Annotated in this window: 17 protein-coding genes and 1 pseudogene; 5 read left to right on the top strand and 13 right to left on the bottom strand. The window is 72.1% G+C overall.

What is annotated here, in order from left to right; genetic code table 11:
- Positions 1-28 precede the first annotated feature (28 nt).
- Positions 29-2,206, top strand: coding sequence for a discoidin domain-containing protein (locus tag ABT288_RS06105; protein ID WP_502972729.1), 2,178 nt, complete (start codon positions 29-31; stop codon positions 2,204-2,206).
- Between the two features lie 12 nt (positions 2,207-2,218).
- On the opposite strand, the gene ABT288_RS06110 is transcribed toward ABT288_RS06105, so the two are convergent.
- On the bottom strand, positions 2,219-3,148 hold the full coding sequence (locus tag ABT288_RS06110) for a PDR/VanB family oxidoreductase (RefSeq protein WP_351603251.1): 930 nt from the start codon (positions 3,146-3,148) through the stop codon (positions 2,219-2,221).
- Between the two features lie 64 nt (positions 3,149-3,212).
- Positions 3,213-4,277 (bottom strand): Rieske 2Fe-2S domain-containing protein, encoded by a 1,065-nt coding sequence (locus ABT288_RS06115; protein ID WP_351603252.1) that lies wholly within the window; start codon positions 4,275-4,277, stop codon positions 3,213-3,215.
- A gap of 283 nt (positions 4,278-4,560) precedes the next feature.
- Between ABT288_RS06115 and ABT288_RS06120 the strand changes: the two genes are divergently transcribed.
- Both ABT288_RS06120 and ABT288_RS06125 read left to right on the top strand, forming a co-directional pair.
- The gene (locus tag ABT288_RS06120; RefSeq protein WP_351603253.1) at positions 4,561-6,609 is read left to right on the top strand and encodes a phosphocholine-specific phospholipase C; all 2,049 of its coding nucleotides are present in this window, start codon (positions 4,561-4,563) and stop codon (positions 6,607-6,609) included.
- Between the two features lie 66 nt (positions 6,610-6,675).
- Complete coding sequence (locus tag ABT288_RS06125; RefSeq protein ID WP_351603254.1) at positions 6,676-7,542, top strand: LURP-one-related family protein; 867 nt, start codon at positions 6,676-6,678, stop codon at positions 7,540-7,542.
- 94 nt (positions 7,543-7,636) lie between these two features.
- Here ABT288_RS06125 and ABT288_RS06130 read toward each other — a convergent pair whose 3' ends face one another.
- A complete protein-coding gene (locus ABT288_RS06130) occupies positions 7,637-8,584 on the bottom strand; it encodes a DMT family protein (protein WP_351603256.1) in 948 nt (315 codons plus the stop codon).
- Positions 8,581-9,393 carry a phosphatase PAP2 family protein gene (locus ABT288_RS06135; RefSeq protein WP_351603258.1) on the bottom strand — a complete coding sequence of 271 codons (813 nt, stop codon included), beginning with the start codon at positions 9,391-9,393 and terminating at the stop codon, positions 8,581-8,583. The genes ABT288_RS06130 and ABT288_RS06135 overlap by 4 nt, the downstream gene beginning before the upstream one ends.
- Positions 9,394-9,637: 244 nt before the next feature.
- Here ABT288_RS06135 and ABT288_RS06140 point away from each other — a divergent pair, with 244 nt between their 5' ends.
- A complete protein-coding gene (locus ABT288_RS06140; RefSeq protein WP_351603260.1) occupies positions 9,638-10,252 on the top strand; it encodes a TetR/AcrR family transcriptional regulator in 615 nt (204 codons plus the stop codon).
- Positions 10,253-10,429: 177 nt separating this feature from the next.
- Here ABT288_RS06140 and ABT288_RS06145 read toward each other — a convergent pair whose 3' ends face one another.
- Positions 10,430-11,473: a DUF2510 domain-containing protein gene (locus ABT288_RS06145; RefSeq protein ID WP_351603262.1), complete on the bottom strand. Its 1,044-nt coding sequence runs from the start codon at positions 11,471-11,473 to the stop codon at positions 10,430-10,432.
- A 443-nt stretch (positions 11,474-11,916) separates the two neighbouring features.
- Between ABT288_RS06145 and ABT288_RS06150 the strand changes: the two genes are divergently transcribed.
- Entirely contained in the window at positions 11,917-14,601 is a 2,685-nt protein-coding gene (locus ABT288_RS06150) for an ATP-binding protein (RefSeq protein ID WP_351603264.1), read from the top strand.
- 15 nt (positions 14,602-14,616) lie between these two features.
- Here the strand turns inward: ABT288_RS06150 and ABT288_RS06155 are convergent, their stop codons facing one another.
- The 8 genes and pseudogenes from ABT288_RS06155 to ABT288_RS06190 form a co-directional block, all read right to left on the bottom strand.
- A complete protein-coding gene (locus ABT288_RS06155; RefSeq protein WP_351603266.1) occupies positions 14,617-15,408 on the bottom strand; it encodes an SDR family NAD(P)-dependent oxidoreductase in 792 nt (263 codons plus the stop codon).
- Between the two features lie 64 nt (positions 15,409-15,472).
- Positions 15,473-16,624, bottom strand: coding sequence for a bifunctional 3-oxoadipate enol-lactonase/4-carboxymuconolactone decarboxylase PcaDC (gene pcaDC, locus ABT288_RS06160; RefSeq protein WP_351603268.1), 1,152 nt, complete (start codon positions 16,622-16,624; stop codon positions 15,473-15,475).
- Positions 16,621-17,961: a 3-carboxy-cis,cis-muconate cycloisomerase gene (gene pcaB, locus ABT288_RS06165; protein WP_351603270.1), complete on the bottom strand. Its 1,341-nt coding sequence runs from the start codon at positions 17,959-17,961 to the stop codon at positions 16,621-16,623. Before pcaB ends, pcaDC begins: the two co-directional genes overlap by 4 nt.
- Positions 17,958-18,560 carry a protocatechuate 3,4-dioxygenase subunit alpha gene (gene pcaG / locus ABT288_RS06170; protein ID WP_351603272.1) on the bottom strand — a complete coding sequence of 201 codons (603 nt, stop codon included), beginning with the start codon at positions 18,558-18,560 and terminating at the stop codon, positions 17,958-17,960. Before pcaG ends, pcaB begins: the two co-directional genes overlap by 4 nt.
- A 5-nt stretch (positions 18,561-18,565) precedes the next feature.
- Positions 18,566-19,339 carry a protocatechuate 3,4-dioxygenase subunit beta gene (gene pcaH / locus ABT288_RS06175; protein ID WP_351603274.1) on the bottom strand — a complete coding sequence of 258 codons (774 nt, stop codon included), beginning with the start codon at positions 19,337-19,339 and terminating at the stop codon, positions 18,566-18,568.
- 30 nt (positions 19,340-19,369) lie between these two features.
- A pseudogene (locus ABT288_RS06180) lies at positions 19,370-19,525 on the bottom strand (3-oxoadipyl-CoA thiolase); the annotation flags it as partial.
- On the bottom strand, positions 19,522-20,166 hold the full coding sequence (locus ABT288_RS06185) for a CoA transferase subunit B (protein ID WP_351603276.1): 645 nt from the start codon (positions 20,164-20,166) through the stop codon (positions 19,522-19,524). The pseudogene ABT288_RS06180 and the gene ABT288_RS06185, both read right to left, overlap by 4 nt.
- Entirely contained in the window at positions 20,166-20,921 is a 756-nt protein-coding gene (locus ABT288_RS06190) for a CoA transferase subunit A (RefSeq protein ID WP_351603278.1), read from the bottom strand. Before ABT288_RS06190 ends, ABT288_RS06185 begins: the two co-directional genes overlap by 1 nt.
- Positions 20,922-21,073 lie beyond the last annotated feature (152 nt).

Genomic DNA, 21,073 nt, shown 5'->3' on the forward strand with positions numbered 1-21,073 from the left:
CCCACCCCCACTCCGAAGGGATCAGCACATGCCAAGCATCACGGTCAGATCTGTCAGGAGCATGCCAGTCATTGCGGTCGCTGTGGCTCTCGCCGCCGGCATGCTCGTCGCCGTCGCGCCCGCCGCCCACGCGGCCGCCGGCGCCGCCCTCCCCTTCACCTCGGTGGAGGCGGAGTCGGCGACCACCACCGGCACCAGGATCGGCCCCGACTACACCCAGGGCACGCTCGCCTCCGAGGCCTCGGGACGGCAGGCCGTGCGCCTCACCTCCGGACAGCGCGTCGAGTTCACGGCGCCCCAGGCCGCCAACGCCGTGAACCTCGCCTACAGCGTCCCCGACGGCCAGTCCGGCACGCTCAACGTGTACGTCAACGGGGTCAGGCTCGCGAAGACCCTGACCGTCACCTCCCGGTACTCCTACATCGACACCGGCTGGATCCCCGGCGCCAAGCAGCATCACTTCTTCGACGACGCGCGCCTGATGCTCGGCCAGAACATCCAGGCGGGCGACAAGGTCGCCTTCGAGTCGACCGGCACCCAGGTCACCGTCGACGTGGCCGACTTCGAGCAGGTCGCCGCGCCCGCCGCCCAGCCCGCCGGCTCGGTGTCCGTGGTCTCCAAGGGCGCCGACCCCAGCGGCAACGGCGACTCCACCCAGGCCTTCCGCGACGCCATCGCCGCCGCCCAGGGCGGAACGGTGTGGATCCCACCGGGGGACTACAGGATCACCTCGTCCCTCAGCGGAGTGCAGAACGTGACGCTCCAGGGCGCCGGCAGCTGGTACTCGGTGGTGCACACCTCCCGGTTCATCGACCAGTCCAGCTCCTCCGGAAACGTCCACATCAAGGACTTCGCGGTCATCGGCGAGGTCACCGAGCGCGTCGACTCCAGTCCCGACAACTTCGTCAACGGCTCCCTCGGCCCGAACTCCTCCGTCTCCGGCATGTGGATCCAGCACATGAAGTGCGGCATGTGGCTGATGGGCAACGACGACAACCTGGTGGTGGAGAACAACCGCATCCTCGACACCACCGCCGACGGCATCAACCTCAACGGCACCGCCAGGGGCGTCGTCGTCCGCGACAACTTCCTGCGCAACCAGGGTGACGACGCGCTCGCCATGTGGTCGCTGTACTCGCCGGACACCGACTCCAGCTTCGAGAACAACACGATCTCGCAGCCCAACCTCGCCAACGGCATCGCGATCTACGGCGGCACCGACATCTCGGTGAAGAACAACCTGATCTCCGACACCAACGCCCTCGGCAGCGGTATCGCGATCTCCGACCAGAAGTTCATGGACCCCTTCTCTCCGTTGTCGGGCACCATCACGGTCGACGGCAACACGCTGGTGCGCACCGGCGCGATGAACCCCAACTGGAACCATCCGATGGGCGCGCTGCGCGTCGACTCCTACGACAGCGCGATCGACGCCACCGTGAACATCACGAACACCACGATCACCGACAGCCCCTACAGCGCCTTCGAGTTCGTCTCCGGCGGCGGACACGGCTACCCGGTCCGGAACGTCAACGTGACGGGCGCGACCGTGCGGAACACCGGGACGGTCGTCGTCCAGGCCGAGGCGCAGGGCGCGGCCACCTTCAGGAACGTCACCGCCACCCAGGTCGGCGCCGCCGGCATCTACAACTGCCCCTATCCGGCGAACTCCGGCTCGTTCACGCTCACCGACGGCGGCGGCAACTCCGGCTGGTCGAGCACCTGGTCGGACTGCTCCACCTGGCCCCAGCCCGGCCAGGGCAACCCCGACCCCGACCCGAACCGCAACCTGGCCAAGGGCCGGCCGGCCTCCGCGACCGGCTCCCAGGACGTCTACACGCCCGGCAAGGCGGTCGACGGTGACGCGAGCTCCTACTGGGAGTCCACCAACAACGCCTTCCCGCAGTCCTGGACGGTCGACCTCGGCTCGTCCTACGCCGTACGCCGCCTGGTGCTGAAGCTGCCGCCGTCCTCGGCCTGGGGTGCCCGCACCCAGACCATCACCGTGCTCGGCAGCACCGACGGCTCCACCTATTCCACCGTCGTCGGCGCGCAGGGCTACCGCTTCGACCCGGCCACCGGCAACACGGCCACCGTGTCCCTGCCGAGCAGCACGAACCTGCGGTACCTCCGCCTCACCGTCAGCGCCAACACGGGCTGGCCCGCCGGGCAGTTCAGTGAGGTGGAGGCGTACCTGACGTCCTGATCCAGGACCGGGTCACAGATCCAGCACCAGACGGGCGCCCCGGCACCGGGACACGCAGATCATCATCGTGTCGCCCGCCGACCGCTCCTCCTCGGTGAGGACCGAGTCCCGGTGGTCCGGGGCGCCCTCCAGCACATCGGTCTCGCAGGTGCCGCACGTCCCCTCCGTGCAGGAGTACAGCACCTCGACCCCGGCGCCGCGCACGGCGTCCAGCACGGACACCTCCGGCGGCACGGTGAGGGTCCGGCCGCTGCGGGCGAGCACGACCTCGAACTCCTCAGGGCCGCCTGCCGGTTGCTCCTTCGGCCGGAACCGCTCCACCCGCAGCACCCCGGCCGGGCAGCGCCCCTCGACGGCGTCCAGCAGGGGCCCAGGACCGCAGCAGTACACCAGGGTGCCCGCGGGCAGGTCGTCCAGCGCCGGGCCCAGGTCCAGCAGGCCGGTCTCGTCCTGCGGGGCGAGGGTCACCCGGTCGCCGTAGCGTGTCAGCTCGCCCGTGAAGGCCATGGACGAGCGGGTGCGTCCGCCGTAGAGCAGCGTCCAGTCGGCGCCCGCCCGTTCGGCCGCCGCGAGCATCGGCAGGATCGGGGTGATGCCGATACCGCCGGCGATGAACCGGTAGCGGGGCGCGGGCTCCAGCCGGAAGCGGTTGCGCGGCCCGCGCACCCGTACCTTGGTGCCCTCGCCGACCTGCTCATGCACCTGGGCCGACCCTCCCCGCCCGGCGGGTTCGCGCAGCACCGCGATCCGCCACGCCGACCGGTCCGCCGGATCCCCGCACAGCGAGTACTGCCGCTCCAGCCCCGGCCCGAGCAGCAGATCCACATGGGCGCCGGGTTCCCAGCCGGGCAGCTCACGGCCGAGCGGATCCCGCAAGGTCAGGGCAAGCACTCCTGTGGCGGCGAACTCCCTTGCGGTTACGGTGAGTTCGAGTTCGGTCATCGTACGGCCGCTTCGCTGTCGTGCCCTTCGGGATGCCGGGGCATCCACTCCCGGATCCCGGGGCTCACCGGACCTCCTCGACGGGCTTGTCGCCCTCCTCGACCAGACGGGCCAGGATGCGGCGCGCGGCCAGACCGCCGGTGTCGATGTCGATGCTCAGCTCCTGGTAGCCGGTGCGCTCGGTGCCGAGGGTGCGCTGCAGCAGATTGAGCGCGTCCACGTCCTGCATGACGACGGTGTGGTTGTTGGCCCGCAGGAACTCGGTGACCTCGGCGTCCTCGGTCGCCCAGTCCCGGGACACCGCCCAGAAGTCGTACACCGTGCCGTCGGCCGACGGCGTGATCGCGTAGGTGATCTCGGTGTGGAAGCCCTGCGGGTCGCTGCCGTCCGGCTCCGGTACGACGCCCACCGGGGCGATCCGGCTGTGCAGCAGATACAGGCAGGGCGCGTGGTACTCGACGTCCTGCCAGCGGGTGATCCGGCCCTCGATGCCGGTCGAACGGGCGTAGAACGAGGGGCACTCGGCGTCGTCCATGTGCCGGCTCACCCGGACCACGCCCGCGCCCTGGTCCACCTCGGTGGTGATGGGGGTCTCGGCGACCTCGGGGGTGCCGATGTAACCGCCGTGCAGATACGTCTCGTGGGACAGGTCGAGGAGGTTGTCGACGAGCAGGCCGTAGTCGGCGTCGATCGGCTCCATGCCGCGCACGGTGGTCCAGCCGGGGGAGTCCAGGTGCCGGGCCCGGGGGATGGTCTGCGGGTCGGCGAGTGCCGGGTCGCCGATCCACACCCAGATGAGCGAGTCCTGTTCCACCACCGGGTAGGAGGCGACGCGTGCCGTGCGCGGGATGCGTTTCTGGCCCGGTACGTACACGCAGGCGCCGGTGCGGTCGTAGGTGAAACCGTGGTAACCGCAGACGATCCGGTCGCCGTCCAGGCCGCTCGAGGAGAGCGGGTAGCGGCGGTGGACGCACCGGTCGTGCAGGGCGACCGGGGTGCCGTTCTCCTCGGCGCGGTAGAGGACGAGCGGCTCACCGAGGATCGTCCGGCCGAGCAACTCGCGCCCGATCTCCTCGCCGTAGGCGGCGACGTACCACTGGTTCCGCGCGAAAGCGGTCATGTGCGGCATGGCTGCGGCTCCCGTCTGTGGGTGGTGGCCACATCGTCGGGAGGCGCCGCGCGCCGCACAATGCCGGCTTCCGCCTGACGGAAGCCTTCTTCGACGGCGCTGAGCTCCAGGCCCGCCCGGGTCGTCCGTGTGTGGCCGATTCGGCACCACACGGACCGCCGACCTTCACACGGGCGCCACCAGACCCTTCCCTGACGTTTGTTGCTCTTGGAACACTCGCTCCGCGCAGATTCCGTCATTCGAGCGGCATCACGTACGTCAGGACGAGAGGACCCTCAGACCCATGGCCGAAGTCAACCGGCGCCGTTTCCTCCAACTCGCGGGCGCCACCACGGCGTTCACCGCGCTGTCCAGCAGCATCCAGCGCGCCGCCGCCCTGCCCGCGCTGCATCGCACCGGGACGGTCAAGGACGTCGAGCACATCGTCGTCCTCATGCAGGAGAACCGTTCCTTCGACCACTACTTCGGCACGCTCCGCGGCGTCCGCGGCTTCGGCGACCCCCGTTCCGTCTCCCAGAACGGCAAGTCCGTCTGGAAGCAGTCCGACGGCACCAAGGACATCCTGCCCTTCCACCCGGACGCCGACGACCTGGGCCTCGCGTTCATCCAGGACCTCCCGCACGGCTGGCAGGACACGCACGCCGCCTTCAACGGGGGCAAGTACGACAAGTGGGTGCCGGCCAAGGGCACCACGACCATGGCGCACCTGACCCGCGACGACATACCGTTCCACTACGCCCTCGCGGACGCCTTCACCATCTGCGACGCCTACCACTGCTCGTTCATGGGCTCGACCGACCCGAACCGCTACTACATGTGGACCGGGTACGTCGGCAACGACGGCCAGGGCGGCGGCCCGGTGCTCGGCAACGACGAGAAGGGCTACGGCTGGACGACGTACCCCGAGCGCCTGGAGAAGGCCGGGGTCTCCTGGAAGATCTACCAGGACGTCGGCGACGGCCTCGACGCGAACGGCGGCTGGGGCTGGATCCAGGACGCCTACCGCGGCAACTACGGCGACAACGCCCTGCTGTACTTCAACCAGTACCGCGACGCCAAGCCCGGCGACCCGCTGTACGACAAGGCCCGCACCGGCACCGACGCACGCAAGGGGGAGGGCTTCTTCGACCAGCTGAAGGCCGACGTCAAGGCGGGCAGGCTGCCGCAGGTCTCCTACGTCGTCGCCCCCGAGGCCTTCACCGAGCACCCCAACTGGCCCGCCAACTACGGCGCCTGGTACGTCTCGCAGGTCCTCGACGCCCTCACCTCCAACCCCGAGGTCTGGGGCAGGACCGCGCTGTTCATCACCTACGACGAGAACGACGGCTTCTTCGACCACGTCATACCGCCCTTCCCGCCGGCCTCCGGCGCCCAGGGCAAGTCGACCGTGGACCCCTCCCTCGACCTGTACAAGGGCGACGCGAGCCACGTCGCCGGCCCGTACGGGCTCGGCCAGCGGGTGCCGATGCTGGTCGTCTCCCCGTGGAGCAAGGGCGGTTACGTCTGCTCCGAGACCTTCGACCACACCTCGATCATCCGGTTCATCGAGCGCCGCTTCGGTGTACAGGAGCCGAACATCTCCCCCTGGCGCCGCGCCGTCGTCGGCGACCTGACCAGCGCCTTCGACTTCTCCCGCAAGGACACCAAGCCGGTCGCGCTGCCGTCCACGGCCGCCTATGAGCCGCCGGACCACAACCGGCACCCCGACTACGTGCCCAAGCCCCCCGCCCGCCCCGCCCTGCCCAAGCAGGAGCGCGGCCACCGGCCCACCCGTCCGCTGAAGTACGTCCCGGTGGTGGACGGTTCCGCGGACACCGCGGCCGGTACCCTCACGCTCACGTTCGCCTCGGGGGCACACGCGGGCGCCTCCTTCCTGGTGACCTCCGGCAACCGCACCGACGGCCCCTGGACCTACACCACCGCCGCCGGCAAGTCCCTGACCGACACCTGGAACTCGGCCTACTCCGGCGGTGTGCACGACCTCGCCGTGCACGGCCCCAACGGGTTCCTCCGCGTCTTCAAGGGCAGGGGCAAGGCCGCGGGACCGGAGGCGACCGCGCGGCACGTGGGCGACGACCTGGAACTCACCTTCACCAACAAGGCGTCCGGCACGGTGAAGCTGAAGGTCGTGAGCGGTTATGGCGGGGCCCCGGCGACGGTGACCGTACGGCCCGGCGCGACCGTGAAGCACACCGTGGACCTCACGGCGAGCAAGCGCTGGTACGACGTGACGGTCACCTGCGACGCCGACCCGGCCTTCCTGCGCGGCTTCGCCGGCCACGTCGAGAACGGTCACCCCGGCGTCAGCGACCCGGCGATCGCCGCGGAGTGAACGGGCGATGAACACCGCTCCGTGCGGACTGGTCAGGTACCGGTCATATCAGGGTAGTGTGCCCCGGTGACCACGCAATCGAACACTCCGGCAGGCTGGTACCCGGATCCGCACGGAGCACCGCAGACGCTCCGCTACTGGGACGGCGCGCAGTGGACCCAGCACACCAACCCGGCACAGCAGCCCGCCGGTCAGGTTCCGCAGCAGCAGGCCGTCCCCCAGCAGCAGGCCGCTCCGCAGCAGTTCGGGGCCCCGCAGGCGCAGGCCGTCGACCCCAAGGTGCAGCGCCAGGTGCAGCAGCAGGCCGGGGTCGCGGCCGGCGGTCCCGGCGGCGGCACCCTCTTCACCGAGCCGGTCCTGGTCGTGAACCAGAAGGCCAAGCTGATCGAGGTGACCAACGAGTACAAGGTCATGGATCAGAACGGCCGGGACATCGGCTCGGTCACCGAGGTCGGGCAGGGCGTACTGCGGAAGATCTTCCGCTTCGTCTCCAACTGGGACCAGTTCCTGACCCACAAGCTGGAGATCCGCGACGCCTACGGCCAGCCGCAGCTGCTGCTGACCCGGCCCGCGAAGATCTTCAAGTCCCGGGTGATCGTGACGCGGCCGGACGGCTCGCCCGTCGGTGAGATCGTCCAGCAGAACATGATCGGGAAGATCAACTTCGCGATGAACGCGAACGGCCAGCAGGTCGGCGCGATCAAGGCGGAGAACTGGCGGGCGTGGAACTTCGCGATCGTCGACCACGCGGACAACGAGGTCGCCCGGATCACCAAGACCTGGGAGGGCCTCGCCAAGACGCTCTTCACGACCGCGGACAACTATGTCCTGCAGATCCACTACCAGCTGCCCGAGCCACTGCTGAGCCTCGTGTTGGCGACGGCCCTGACCGTCGACACCGCCCTCAAGCAGGACTCGCGGGGCTGGAACTGAACAGGGCCCCGACGGGGGAGAAGAGGCACGGGGAGCACGGCAACGGCGGCCGGTGCGCGCGAGGTTCGCGGGCACCGGCCGCCGCTGTGTGTCCTCACAGTGCCGTGAGCTGTCCGGGCTGTTCCGGCTGCCGCGGCACCAGGGCCGGTTCGGCGGTCGCCGTACCGGGCCGCAGAGCCAGTACGGCGGCCATGGGACGGTCGTGGTCCTCGGGCACCGGCCCGGGCGTGACCCGGGTGAGCAGGACCACGCCCCAGGAGGCCAGGCCCGCTCCGGCGAGGGCCAGCAGCACGCCGGCCGGGCCGCCCTGGAGGCCCTGGCCGAGCAAGGTGAGGCCGATGACCGCGGCGGCCACCGGGTTGGCGAGGGTGACCACGGCCAGCGGCGCGCCGAGGCCGCCGCGGTAGGCGGTCTGGGACAGCAGAAGCCCGCCGACGGCGAACGCGGCGACGAGTACGGCGACCACGAGGACCTCCGTGCTCAGGACCGGGGCCGTGCGGTCCGTGGCCGCCACGGTCACCGTCTGGGTCAGCGCCGAGGCGACACCGGAGGCGAAGCCGGACGCCGTGGCGTGCCGGAGGCCCGGCCGGGCGCCGGGCCAGGAGAGCACGCCGATCGCGGCGGCGGTCGTACCGGCGACGGCCAGTGCCTCGGTCAGCGACAGCACCCGCGCGGGCGCCGGACCGGAGGCGGTGACGAGCAGCGCGGCGAGCCCGAGCAGCGTCAGCGCCGTACCGCGCCACTCCACCGCGCTGACCCGGCGCCCGGCCGCCCGCGCGCCGAGCGGTACGGCCGCCACCAGGGTGAGTGCGCCGAGCGGCTGGACGAGGGTGAGCGGGCCGTACTTGAGGGCGATGACGTGCAGCAGGGCGGCGCCCGCGTTCAGGCCGACCGCCGACCACCAGGCGCCGGTGCCGAGCAGTCGCAGCAGGCCGGTGCCGGTGGTACGGGCGGCGAGGCGTTCCTGGGCGACGGCGGCCAGCGCGTAGGCGATCGCAGAGACGAGGGAGAGGGCGACGGCGATCACCGCGGCCGCGCTCATCGGCCCGCTCCCGCCAGGACGTGCTCGCGCGGCACGGGCCTTGCGGCGCCGCGCCGCGCCGTGCCGGCGGTGCCGGCCGTCCGGTGCGGCGGACGGATCGCGGCGAGGGCGATGCCGAGCATGGCCGTCGCGACGATCGCGTCGAGCCAGTAGTGGTTCGCCGTGCCCACGATCACCAGCAGGGTGATCACCGGGTGCAGCAGCCACAGCCAGCGCCACCGCGACCGCGTGGCCACGATCAGCCCGACCGCCACCATCAGCGCCCAGCCGAAGTGCAGCGACGGCATCGCCGCGAACTGGTTGGACAGGTGGTCGCTGGACGGCGGGCCGTACACGGACGGGCCGTACCGGCGGGCGGTGTCCACCAGGCCGGTACCGGTCAGCATCCGCGGCGGGGCCAGCGGGAACGTGAACGGCAGCACCAGCGCGGCCGCGGTCACGACCGCGAGGACCCGGCGGGCCCACACGTAGTGCGCGGGCCGTCTGAGGTACAGCCAGACGAGGAAGGCCAGCGTCGCCGGGAAGTGGACGCTGGCGTAGTAGGCGTTCGCCAGGTGGACGAGGGTGTCGCCGTGCAGCAGTGCGGACTGCACGTCGTTCTCGTGGGGGAGATCCAGCGCCCGCTCCAGGTCCCACACGCGGTGGGCGTTGCGGAAGGCGTTCGCGGTGTGTCCGGTGGCCAGCTGCCGGCCGAGCTTGTAGACGAGGAAGAGCCCTGCGACCAGCAGAAGCTCACGTATGAGTGCCGGGCGCGCTGTCGCGTCCGGCGGCTCCGCTGCTGCCTCTGCAGGCTCGGTTCGGGCATTCATCCCCCGGCCCCTTCGCTGACGGTGGTGCGTGTGGTGGTGCGGTCGAGTCCCGCCCCCGGGCCGGAACTGATCGATACGTCATCGTACCGATACGTCAGTGTACCGATACGGTCGAGTACCGGTACACTTGCGTATCGGTTGATGTACGACACACTGGAGACAGGGTCCGACGGGCCGCTATAGCGAGACCTGAACGGGGCATGTGCCCAGGACCCAGCCGGACACGAGTGAGGGGAAGGACCGCATGACGTCGCAGGCCGCGGACGAACCGGAGACGGTCGCCGCCTCGCGCCGCTCCAAGATCACGCCCGAGCGTGAGCGGGAGTTCTTCGACGCCGTGCTGGACCAGATCCGCGAATGCGGCTACGAGTCCGTCACCATGGAGGGCGTCGCCGCCAGCACCCGGTGCAGCAAGTCCACGCTCTACCGGCAGTGGAAGACCAAACCCCAGTTCGTCGCGGCCGCACTGCGCGCCAGCCGCCGGGTGCGGTTCGCCGGCATCGACACCGGATCGCTCGCCGAGGACCTGCGCCAGGCAGCGCGGGCCGCGGGGGACTGGTCGGGCAAGGACACCAAGCTGCTGCAGGCGCTGGGGCACGCGGTGACGGCGGACCACGAGCTGGCCCAGGCGCTGCGCGAGGCGCTCGTGTATCCGGAGATCGCCGCGCTGCAGGAGATGCTCGCGCGGGGCGTCGCCCGGGGCGAGGTCCGGGCCGACCACCCGGCGCTGGAGTACATCCCGGCCATGATGTTCGGCGTACTGCGCGTGCGGCCGGTGCTCAGCGGCCAGTACGCCGACGGCGACTATCTCACCCGGTTCGTGGAGGCCACCGTGCTGCCCGCGCTCGGGCTGACATGAGACCCAGGCCGCCGTTCACGGGATGACTGAACGGCGACCTGCCGGCGCCGCACCGTGGGGACGGGGGCGGCGCGCACCCCCGGCCGGGTGGGGCTCCTCTTGAGCGGAGGGGAGCCCCACCCGGCCGCACTCGTGTCCCGGCGGCCGTGGACCGGATCACGGCCCGGCGGCCGCGGATCAGACGTCCTGGCCGTTCCCGCTGCCGGTCGACACCTTGATCCCCTTGAGGATCTCGTCGATGACGGCCGTCTTCTGCCCGACGTCGATGCCGAAGCGCACCACCACGATCTGCTTGGTGTCGTCGGGCGAGGGGAAGGCGACCGACTCGACATACCCGTCGGCGCCCTTGCTGGTGACCGCCTTCCAGCGCACCATGTACCCCTTCTGCCCGGCCACCGTGACCGCGCCCGAGCCCAGCTCCTGGTGCGAGGTGATGCTGCCGTAGGTGGTGCCGCCGTAGGACTGCTTGGCGTTGGCCGCGATGTCCGCCTTGGCGACCTGCTCGGCCGTGTCGCCCTTGAGGCCGAGAGCCTGGGCGGGAGCCGAGTAGGCGCCGCCCGAGGTGCAGTTCTGGGCGGAGTTGCCCGGACATTTGTAGGAGTCGTCGGAGGTGACCTGCGCGCCGACGCTGATCGTCTGCCCGGTCCAGCCCTGCGGCACCGGCAGGCTGATGCCGTTGACCGGGTCCGGCACCGTGCCGCCGCCCTTGACCTTGGGTGCCTCGGACTGGCCCGGCGACGGCGAGTCCCCACCGGACCCGCCCTGACCGCCGGAGCCGCCGCCCGGCCCGCCCTGGCCGCCGTCCTGTCCGCCCGTGGCGCCCTGCTGCGACCCGGCCCGGTCGGTGGTGCTGCCGACGGGATTCCTGGCCAGGGCCCACACGCCGACCCCGATGCTCGCCAGGACCACGGTCGCCGCGGCGACGGCTATACCCGTGCGCAGGGCGCGCCGGGACCGGGCCTGAGGCGGGGCGGGGTAGCCCGGATACGCCGGATACCCGGGCTGCGCGCCGTAGGCGGGGGGAGTCGCGGGCGCCGCCGGGTACACCGGCTGCGGGCCGCCGGCCGGCGGCGGCTGCGTCGGGGGACCCCACGTGGCGGCCGTCCCGGCGGGGCGGGTCTGGTCCGTCCAGGCCTTGCCGTCCCACCAGCGCTCGGTGGGCGGACCGTCGTTCGTCTGCCCGGGGTCGGGGTACCACCCGGGGGGAGTCACCTGCGTCATGACCCCACCGTATGAGGCGACAGTGAAAGTGTGATGAGAGGATCCGCCGCCAATCGACCGGACCGGACATTTCGCCGCCGGGATTTTTCTCACCCCCTCGGTACGGCCACCGCTCACCGCCCTGTCACGACGCCCGGCCCGCGCACCGCCGCCGCCGGCGGCACGGCCCGGCCGGTCTCGAAGTCCGTCCCGTCCCATGCGGCCGGGCAGGAGATGCCGCCGACGTCCGTGTGGGCGCGCGCACGTCGGCAACCGGTAGGCCACCAGCCGATGTTGACGCCCCGTCCGCTGCTGACCGGCTGTTCGGGCCGGGTGCGCGTCGCCTGCCCGCACCCACGTTCACCCGCCGGGGCAACAGGTGCCCCGACCGGCCACCACACGCCCCACCGGACGGCTACGCTCAAGGTCTGTACGTCATTCGGGCGACCTGGGGAGGTAACGGGATGACGGAGGGACGGCCGCCGACGGCCGCCTCGGCTTCCCTGTGGGAGCGGGACGCGGAGATCGCCACCGTCGCACAGGCACTCGAGCTCCTGTGCGCCGACCAGTCGACCGCGGGGAGTCTGCTGGTCTTCCGCGGCGAGGCGGGATTCGGCAAGACCGCGCTGCTGGCCGAGACACGCCGCATGGCCGAACGCCGGGGCTGCAACGTGTGGTCCACGCGCGGCGCGGAGACCCTGAGGTCCGTCCCGTTCAACGTGGTACGGCAACTGCTCCAGCCCGCCCTGCTGTCGTTACTGCCGGAGGAGGCCCGCGAGTACCTCGGCGACTGGTACGACATCGCCGGACCCGCCCTCGGCATAGTCGACCCGCAGGAGGGCAGCGCCGACCCGCAGTACGTGTGCGACGGACTCGTCGCCGCGGTGCGCCGGCTCGCCCGCCGCGAATGGCCGCTGGTGCTGCTGATCGACGACGCGCACTGGGCCGACCAGGAGACCCTGCGCTGGCTCGCCGCGTTCGCCGAGCGCCTGGACGACCTCTCCGTCCTCGTCGTGGTCGCCCGCCGCCCCGGCGAGGTGAGCGGCGACAGCGCCCGCCACCTCGACGCGGTGGCCGCCGCCGCGGGCCGCCCCGTCAACAACCTCAGGGCCCTCACGCCCGACGCCGCGGCAGGGCTCACCCGGGCCGCCCTCGGCCGCCACGCCGACGACGCCTTCTGCCGCGAGGTCTGGGCCGTCACCGCGGGCAACCCCTACGAGACCACCGAACTCCTCGCCAAGGTGCAGGACAGCGAACTGCAGCCGGTCGAGTCCCGGGCCGGGGAACTGCGCGCCCTCAACCGCGCCGCCCGCGGCGGCGGACTGGTCGACCGGCTCAAGGGGCTCGGCCTGGAGGCCACCCAGTTCGCCTGGGCGGCCGCCATCCTCGGCACCGGCATCACCGTCGACATGGTCGCCCGCCTCGCCACCATGGACGACGCCATCGCCCGGCACTGCGCCGAACTGCTCTGCACCCAGCGCATCCTCGCCCAACCCGACCCCGGGGGCGGCAGCGAACGCGACGCGGGCGAGCTGGAGTTCGTCCACCCGCTCATCGCCAGCGCCGTCTACAACTCCATCCCCTCCGGGGTGCGCACCGCCATGCACGGCGTCGCCGCGCAGATCATCACCGAGCTGGAACGCGGCGCCTCCCAGGCCGCCCGGCACCTGCTGAAGGTGCACCCGGACGGCGACGAGGAACTCGTCGAGCAGCTGCGCGAGGCGGCCCGCGAACACCTCGCCGTCGGCGCCCCGGACGCGGCCCGCACCTGCCTCGAACGCGCCCTGCAGGAGCCCCCGCTCCCCGAGGTCCACGCCCACGTCCTGTACGAACTGGGCTGCGCCACCCTGCTCACCGCACCCGCCGTCACCATCGAACACCTCCAGTTCGCGCTCGGCATGCCCGGCCTCGACGGCGAGCGGCGGGTCGACGCGGTGGTCCGGCTCTCCCAGGCGCTGATCCACAACGACCAGCTGGAGGAGGCCGTCCGCACGGTCGAGGCCGAGGCCGCCCGGCACGAACCCGGCCCCGTGAAGATGCGGCTGCAGGCCGTGCAGTTCATGTGGGAGGGCATCCACGGCGAGACCGTCTCCCCGGCCCGCTCCCGGCGCCTCGCCGGACTCGCGAGCACCTGTACCGGCCGCGACAACGCCGAACGGGCCCTGCTCATCCTGCGCGGCTTCGACGCCATGACCCACGGCGAGAGCGCCGACGAGGTGCTCGAACTGTGCGACCGCGCCCTCGTCAACGGCCGCCTCGCCCCCGGCCTCGGCTGGACCGACCCCGAGTGGGGCATCGAACTGCTGATGATGCTCGGCAGCGCGTACGCCTACGCCGACCGGCTCGACCGCGCCGAGAGCCTGTTCGCCGAGGCCCTGCGCGTCTACACCGGGGCCGGCTGGCGCGGCGGTCACCTCTCCCTGGCCAACGCCTTCCTCGGGCTGGCCTACCGCAGGCAGGGCCGGCTGCGCGACGCCGAGTCCACCCTGCGCGAGGCCCTCGTCCTCGCCGAACGCGTCGGCCGCCGCCTGCCGCTGTACTGGTCGGCGACCTGCGGACTGGTCGACACCCTGCTGGCCCGCGGCCGCGTCGACGAGGCCTGGTCGATCGCCGAGCAGTACGGCTTCGCGCCGCCCTACCCCTCCACGATCGTGCTGCCCGACATCCGCTGCGTCCGCGGCCGGCTGCTGCTCGCCGTCGGCCGCAGCGAGGAGGGCGTCCACGAACTGGAGGCCGCCGAGAAGATCGCCGCCTCGCGCGGCGGACACAACCCGGTCCTCTCGCCCTGGTCCATCGACCTCGCCAAGGCCCTCGCCGACCGGGACCCGGCACGCGCCGCTCAGCTCGCCGCCGACGCCCGCCGGCAGGCCGAACGCTTCGGCACGGACACCGCCATCGGCGAGGCCCTGCGCTGCGCCGCCGCCCTGGAGACGGGCGGGCGTGCGGTGCAGCTCGCCGCCCAGGCCGTCACCTACCTGGAAGCCTCACCCTGCCAGTACGAACACGCGGCGGCCCGCGTCGAGTACGGCATCGCCGCCCGCTCCGTCGCGGAACTGAACCGGGGTCTGGACCTCGCCCGGGCCTGCGGCGCGGAAGGACTCGTGGCCCAGGCGAGGGAGGTGCTGGAGTCGGGACGGGGGTTGCGGTAGCGCCCTTCGGCAGCCTCACACCGTGAGCAACTGCTCCGTGACCGCCGCCAGACGCTTGCGTACCTCCGGGTCGTACGTCTTCTCGTGGGCCCGGGCCCGCCGGGTGCCGTCGAAGTAGCCGCCGCTGCCCAACTCCTGCGTGGCCAGGGCCAGTACGCCCGGAGCACCGTCGGCGACCGAGTTCCACGGGGTGATGTCGCTCTCGCGGACCATCGCCGTGTCCATGAAGGTGGCGGGGTGCAGGACGTTCACCGACACCCCGCTGCCGGCGAGTTCCTCGGCGAGTGTGAAGGTGTGCGCGGCGAGGGCGAACTTGCTGCGGCAGTACGCCGACATCCCGCTGTAGTCGCGGGTGAGTTCCGGGTCGGTGAAGTCGAGGGGTTCCTGGCCGGCCGAGCCGACGTTCACGATCCGGGCCGGCGCGTTGGCCCGCAGCACCGGCAGCAGGGACCGGGTGAGGACGACGGGCGCGAGATAGTTCACGGCGAGCCGCAGCTCGTGCCCGTCGGCGCTCAGCTCCCGCCCGGAGCCGGGTGTGCCGCCGCCCGCCCCCGCGTTGTTGATCAGCACGTCGAGGCCCGGATGCGCCTCGGCGACCCGGGCGCCCAGTTCCCGCACCTCGCAGAGGCGGGCCAGGTCGGCGACGAAGCCCTCGGCCTCGCCCTCGGCGCGCAGCTCCGCCACCAGGTGCGCGGTGCGGTCCCGGTCGCGGCCGTGGGCGAGGACGACATGGCCGGAGCGGACCAGTTCGAAGGCCACGTACCGGCCGAGTCCGGAGGTGGCGCCGGTGATCAGAATGGTGGACATGCTTCCACCCTAGGCACGGTCCGGCGCCGCGAGGGAGGTGCTGTCGAAGCTACGACCGGCAGGATCACCCTCGCCCCTGGCCCTCCCCGTCGTCCTCCCCGTCGTCCTCCTCGGCGAGGACGCGCTGGGCGGTCGCGAACGCGGAGTTGGCGGCCGGCACCCCGCAGTACACGGCGGTCTGCAGCAGCACCGCGGCGATCTCCTGAGGCGTCAGCCCGTTGCGGCGCGCCGCCCGGACGTGCATCGCCAGCTCGTCGTGGTGACCGTGGGCGACCAGCGCGGTCAGTGTGATCATGCTGCGCTCGCGCCGGGACAGCGTCGGATCCGTCCAGATCTCGCCCCAGGCATACCGGGAGATGAAGTCCTGGAACCGGGCGCTGAACGGGCTCTGCCGGGCCTGCGCCCGGTCCACGTGCGCATCGCCAAGCACTTCCCGGCGCACCGCCATGCCGCTCTGCGGCGGCCCGTCGAGGTGGGTGCGCAGCGCCGTCAGCACGGCCCGCGGGACCTGCGCGGGCGCCAGATGGGAGGCGCCCGGCAGCTCCACCAGCGTCGAGCCGGGCACCGCGTCGGCGATCTCGCGCAGATGCGCGGGCGGCGTCGCGGGGTCCTGCCGGCCCGCCACCAGGAGTGTCGGTACGGCGATGTCGCCGAGCCGGTCGCGCAGGTCGAACGCGGCGAGCGCGTCGCAGCAGGCGGCGTACGCCTCCCGATCGGCCGTCCGGTGGTCCTGGAGGAGCCTCGGGACCGTGAAGCCCGGAGTGAACCAGCGCGCGTCGGCGCTCTCCACCAGCCACTCCAAGCCCTCGCGGCGCACCCGCTGCGCCCGCTCCCGCCAGGCCGTGCCGTCGCCGAAGTGGGCGGAGGAGCACAGCACGGCCAGGGAGGCCAGCCGTTCGGGATGGTGCACGGCCAGGTGGAGGCCGACGGCGCCGCCGAGGGAGACGCCCGCGTAGGCGAACCGGTCGATGCCGAGCGCGTCGGCGAGGGCCAGCACCAGCGCGGCGAGGTCGCCGACGGTCGTCCCCGGCCCGATGAGCTCCGGCGCCGACCCGCCGTGGCCGGGGAGGTCCCAGCGCACCACGCGGTGGGCGGCCGACAGCTCGGGCGCGACCTCGTCCCACAGGGCGTACGAGGTGCCGAGCGAGGGCCCCAGCAGCAGCGGGGGCGCCGAGGCCGGGCCTTCAGCCAGGTGGTTGAGGAGTTGCTCGGTCAACGTCGCTCCAGGGCACGGTCGGTGAGAGTTCCGGCGTAGCCGGTGTAGTGGGCGGGGGCGCAGAGATCGTCCAAGTCGAGGGACTTCAACTCCTCCTGCTCTTCGAGGAGTTCACGTAGTGAGCGGTTCTCGGTGTGGGCGCGGCGGGCCAGTTCGGTCAGCAGCTCCTTGGCGCGCGCACGACCGAGAACGGGGCTGAGGGCGGCGGACAGCCGTTCGGACACGATCAGGCCCCGCGTGAGGCCGAGGTTCCGGCGCATTGCGGCGGGGTGCACGCGCAGCCCCTCCGCCAGCTCGGCCGCGTGGGCTGCCGAGCCGCCCACCAGCCGGAGCAGGTCGCGCAGCGGCTCCCACTCGGCATGCCAGGCGCCGGACGGCCGCTCGTCCTCGGCGGCGACGGAGCCGTACAGCGTGGCCGCGAGCTGGGGGGCACGCCGGGCGGCGGCCAGAACGAGCGTGGAACGCACCGGATTGGCCTTGTGCGGCATGGCCGACGAGCCGCCGCCGCTGCCCTCGCTCACCTCGCCGATCTCGGTGCGCGACAGCGTCAGCACGTCCACGGCGAGCTTGCCCAGGGCACCTGCCGTGAAGGCCAGACATCCCGCCAGGTCGGCGATCGGCGTGCGCAGCGTGTGCCAGGGCAAGGCCGGTACGGCAAGGCCTACCTCGCGGGCGTAGGCCGCCGTCAGCGCGGTGGCGTCCAGGGCGCCGTACGCCTCGAAGGCCGCCAAGGTACCGGCCGCGCCGCCGAGTTGGGCGGGGAGCGAGTCCCGCACCCGGGTGACGCGGTCCGTTGCGTCCAGGACCAGCGAGCGCCAGCCGGCCGCCTTCAGCCCGAACGTGGTCGGTACCGCGTGCTGGGTGAGCGTCCGTCCCGGCATCGCCGTGTCCCGGTGCTCGGCGGCGAGCCCGGCCAGCGCCCGCTCGGTGCGGCCCAGGTCGGCCAGGACCGGGCCGAGGGTGCGCACGGCGACCAGCATCGTCGCCGTGTCCATGATGTCCTGGCTGGTGGCGCCCCGGTGGACACAGGGGCCGTACTGCCCGCCGACCTCCCTGGTCAGGTCGGCGACCAGCGGGATGACCGGGTTGCCGCCGGCCTCGGCCCGCTCGGCCAGGTCACGGATGCCGAACCGCTCCGGCACCGCCGCCTCGGTCACCGCCGCCGCTGCCTCGGCCGGGGCGAGTCCCAGCGCGGCCTGCGCCCGGGTCAGCGCGGCCTCGGCGTCGAGCAGCGCCCGCAGATACGCGTGGTCACTGGTCTCGGACGCGGCGCCCGACAGACCCCGTCCGGGTGCGAGCAGGCCGGTGTCGGCGTAGGGAGGGGACGCAGATGTCACTGGAACTCCAGGAAGACCGTCTCGCCTTCGCCCTGAAGGCGGATGTCGAAACGGTAGGTCCCCGGGCCCTCCTCGGCGGCGATCAGCGTGTCGCGCCGGTCGCCCACCCGGGTGAGCAGCGGGTCGGCGGCGAGCGCGGCCTCGTCGCCCGGCAGGTAGATCCGGGTGAACAGGTGCACGAGCAGGCCACGCGCGAAGACGCAGACGCTCAGGCAGGGCGCGTTGCCGCCGCGTGCGCCGGGACGCAGCGTGCGCGCGTACCAGTGGCCGTTCGCGTCGGTCTGGATACGCCCCCAGCCGGTGAACTCCACGCCGTTACGGCCCAGATGACCGCCGGTGGCCGGGTCGCGCCGGATGGAGCCGTCCACCCGCGGCACCGTTCCGTCGGGGTGCGGTCCCCACAACTCGACGAGCGCGTCCGGCAGCGGCCTGCCCGCGCCGTCGAGGACGTGGCCGTGCACGGTGATCGCATCCGGATGGCCGAGCGGGGCGATCTCCTCGCCGCCACGGAAGGGCAGGGCATAGCCGTAGAAGGGGCCGACCGTGTGGGACGGGGTGGGCAGCACCTGCTCCGGGCGGCTCGTGTCGATCTTCGTCATGGCGGTCAGCGCCCTTCCTCGATCCAGGTGGCGGCCGGGCCGTCCAGCACGATGTCCCAGTGGTAGCCGAGCGAGAACTCCGGCACCGACAGGCTGTGGTCGTAGGTGGCGACCAGCCGCTGCCGGGCCGCGTCGTCCGTCACCGACTGCAGGATCGGGTCGTACGGGAACAGCGGGTCGTTCGGGAAGTACATCTGTGTCACCAGCCGCTGGGCGAACGCCGTGCCGAACACCGAGAAGTGGATGTGGGCCGGGCGCCAGGCGCCCACGTGGTTGCGCCAGGGGTAGGGGCCGGGCTGGATGGTGGTGAAGTGGTAGCGGCCCTCGCCGTCGGTGAGGGTGCGGCCGACGCCGGTGAAGTTCGGGTCGAGCGGCGCGTCGTGCTGTTCGCGCCGGTGGGCGTAGCGGCCGGCCGAGTTGGCCTGCCAGATCTCGACGAGCTGGCCGCGCACGGGGCGTCCGGCGCGGTCCAGCAGCCGCCCGGAGACGGTGATCCGCTCACCGATCGGCTCGCCCCGGTGGTGCCGGGTGAGGTCGTTGTCGGTCTCGGTGATGTCGCGCTCCCCGAAGGCGGGGGAGTGCAGTTCCACCAGTTCCGGGTCCTGGGCGGTGTCGATGGCGACCAGGGGCTGCTTGGGGTGGCGGAGCACGGAGGAGCGGTAGGGCGCGTAGGCGCGGCGCGGGTGGTGTTCTACGGGGGCGCCGTCGGCGACGCGTTTCTCGTACGCGGCGTGCTCGGCGGCGATTTCGAGGTCGATGTCGGCTTGGCTGAGAGTCATGGGGCGTCCAGGGGGTCAGAGTTCGAGGACCGGGTCCAGCTCCGGTGGCCGGCCGAGGAGCGCCCGGATCGTGTGGGCGGCGCGGTCGTCCGGGCGTACGGAGGTCAGGGCGCCGTTGTGGCGGCCGATGGGCGTGCGGACGGCCTCGACGAGGTAAACCGAAGCGAGGCTGTTGACGGCGTTCACAACAGGTTGTCCGCGATGGTGAGTTCGGCGTCGGTCCGGGCGACGACGTCGTCAACGGTCGCACCCGGCGCGGTCTCCACGAGGGCCAGGCCCTGCTCGGTGACGTCCAACACCGCGAGGTCGGTGATGACTCGGTTCACACAGGACTTGCCGGTGAGTGGCAGCGTGCACTCCTTGAGGATCTTCGGGGAGCCGTCCTTCGCGGTGTGGGTCATCACCACGATCACCTGACGGGCGCCGTGCACCAGGTCCATCGCGCCGCCGATCCCGGTGACCAGCTTGCCCGGCACGGCCCAGTTGGCCAGGTCGCCGCGGGCGGAGACCTGCATCGCGCCGAGCACGGCCACGTCGATGTGCCCGCCGCGGATCATCGCGAAGGACAGCGCCGAGTCGAAGAAGGAGGCGCCCGGCAGGACCGTCACGGTCTCCTTGCCCGCGTTGATCAGATCCGGGTCGACCTGGTCGTCGGTCGGGTACGGGCCCGTGCCCAGAATGCCGTTCTCCGACTCCAGGACGACCTCGACACCCGGGGGGAGGTGGTTCGGGATCAGCGTCGGCAGACCGATGCCGAGATTGACGTACTGGCCGTCGCGCAGCTCCCGCGCCGCCCGCGCGGCGACCTCCTCGCGTGTCCAGGCCATCAGCTGCTCACCGTCCGCCGCTCGATCCTCTTGTCCGCCGCCTGCTCCGGGGTCAGGGCCACGACCCGCTGCACGAAGACGCCCGGCAGGTGCACGGCGTCCGGCTCGATCTCGCCTGGCTCGACCAGCTCCTCCACCTCGGCGATGGCGACCTTCCCCGCCATGGCCGCGAGGGGGTTGAAGTTGCGGGAGGACCTGTTGAAGACCAGGTTTCCGTGCCGGTCGCCCTTCGCGGCCCTGACCAGCGCGAAGTCGGTGCGGATGGCGCGCTCCAGGACGTACGCCGCGCCGTCGAACTCCCGCACCTCCTTGGGCGGCGAGGCCAGCGCGACCCCGCCCTCGCCGTCGTAGCGCCAGGGCAGTCCGCCCTCGGCGACCTGGGTACCGACCCCGGCCGGGGTGTAGAAGGCGGGGATGCCGGCCCCGCCCGCGCGCAGCCGCTCGGCGAGGGTGCCCTGCGGAATCAGCTCCAGCTCCAGCTCACCGCCCAGGTACTGGCGGGCGAACTCCTTGTTGCCGCCGATGTAGGAGCCGGTCACCCGGCCGATCCGCCCTGCGGCCAGCAGTACCGCGAGACCGGACTCCATCGCCCCGCAGTTGTTGGAGACGACCGAGAGACCGCCTACCCCGCGCTCGTACAACGCCTGGATCAGCACGTTCGGCACACCGCTCAGCCCGAACCCGCCGACCGCGAGGGACGCGCCGTCCGGTACATCGGCCACCGCCTCCAGAGCCGTGGCGACCACCTTGTCCATCCGTGAAGCCTCATCTCTTCGCTATTAATCAGCGCACTGAGTATTTCAGCGAGGTGTGCCACACGCTGCCACCGGAGGCGATGTCCGTCAAGATACGGGTCAGCTGCACTACCGGGCGGGAGACAGGTGGTCCGGTCGCCGGGTATTGTTCA

It is taken from the genome of Streptomyces sp. NPDC001093, assembly GCF_040298985.1.
Taxonomy (GTDB): Bacteria; Actinomycetota; Actinomycetes; order Streptomycetales; family Streptomycetaceae; genus Streptomyces.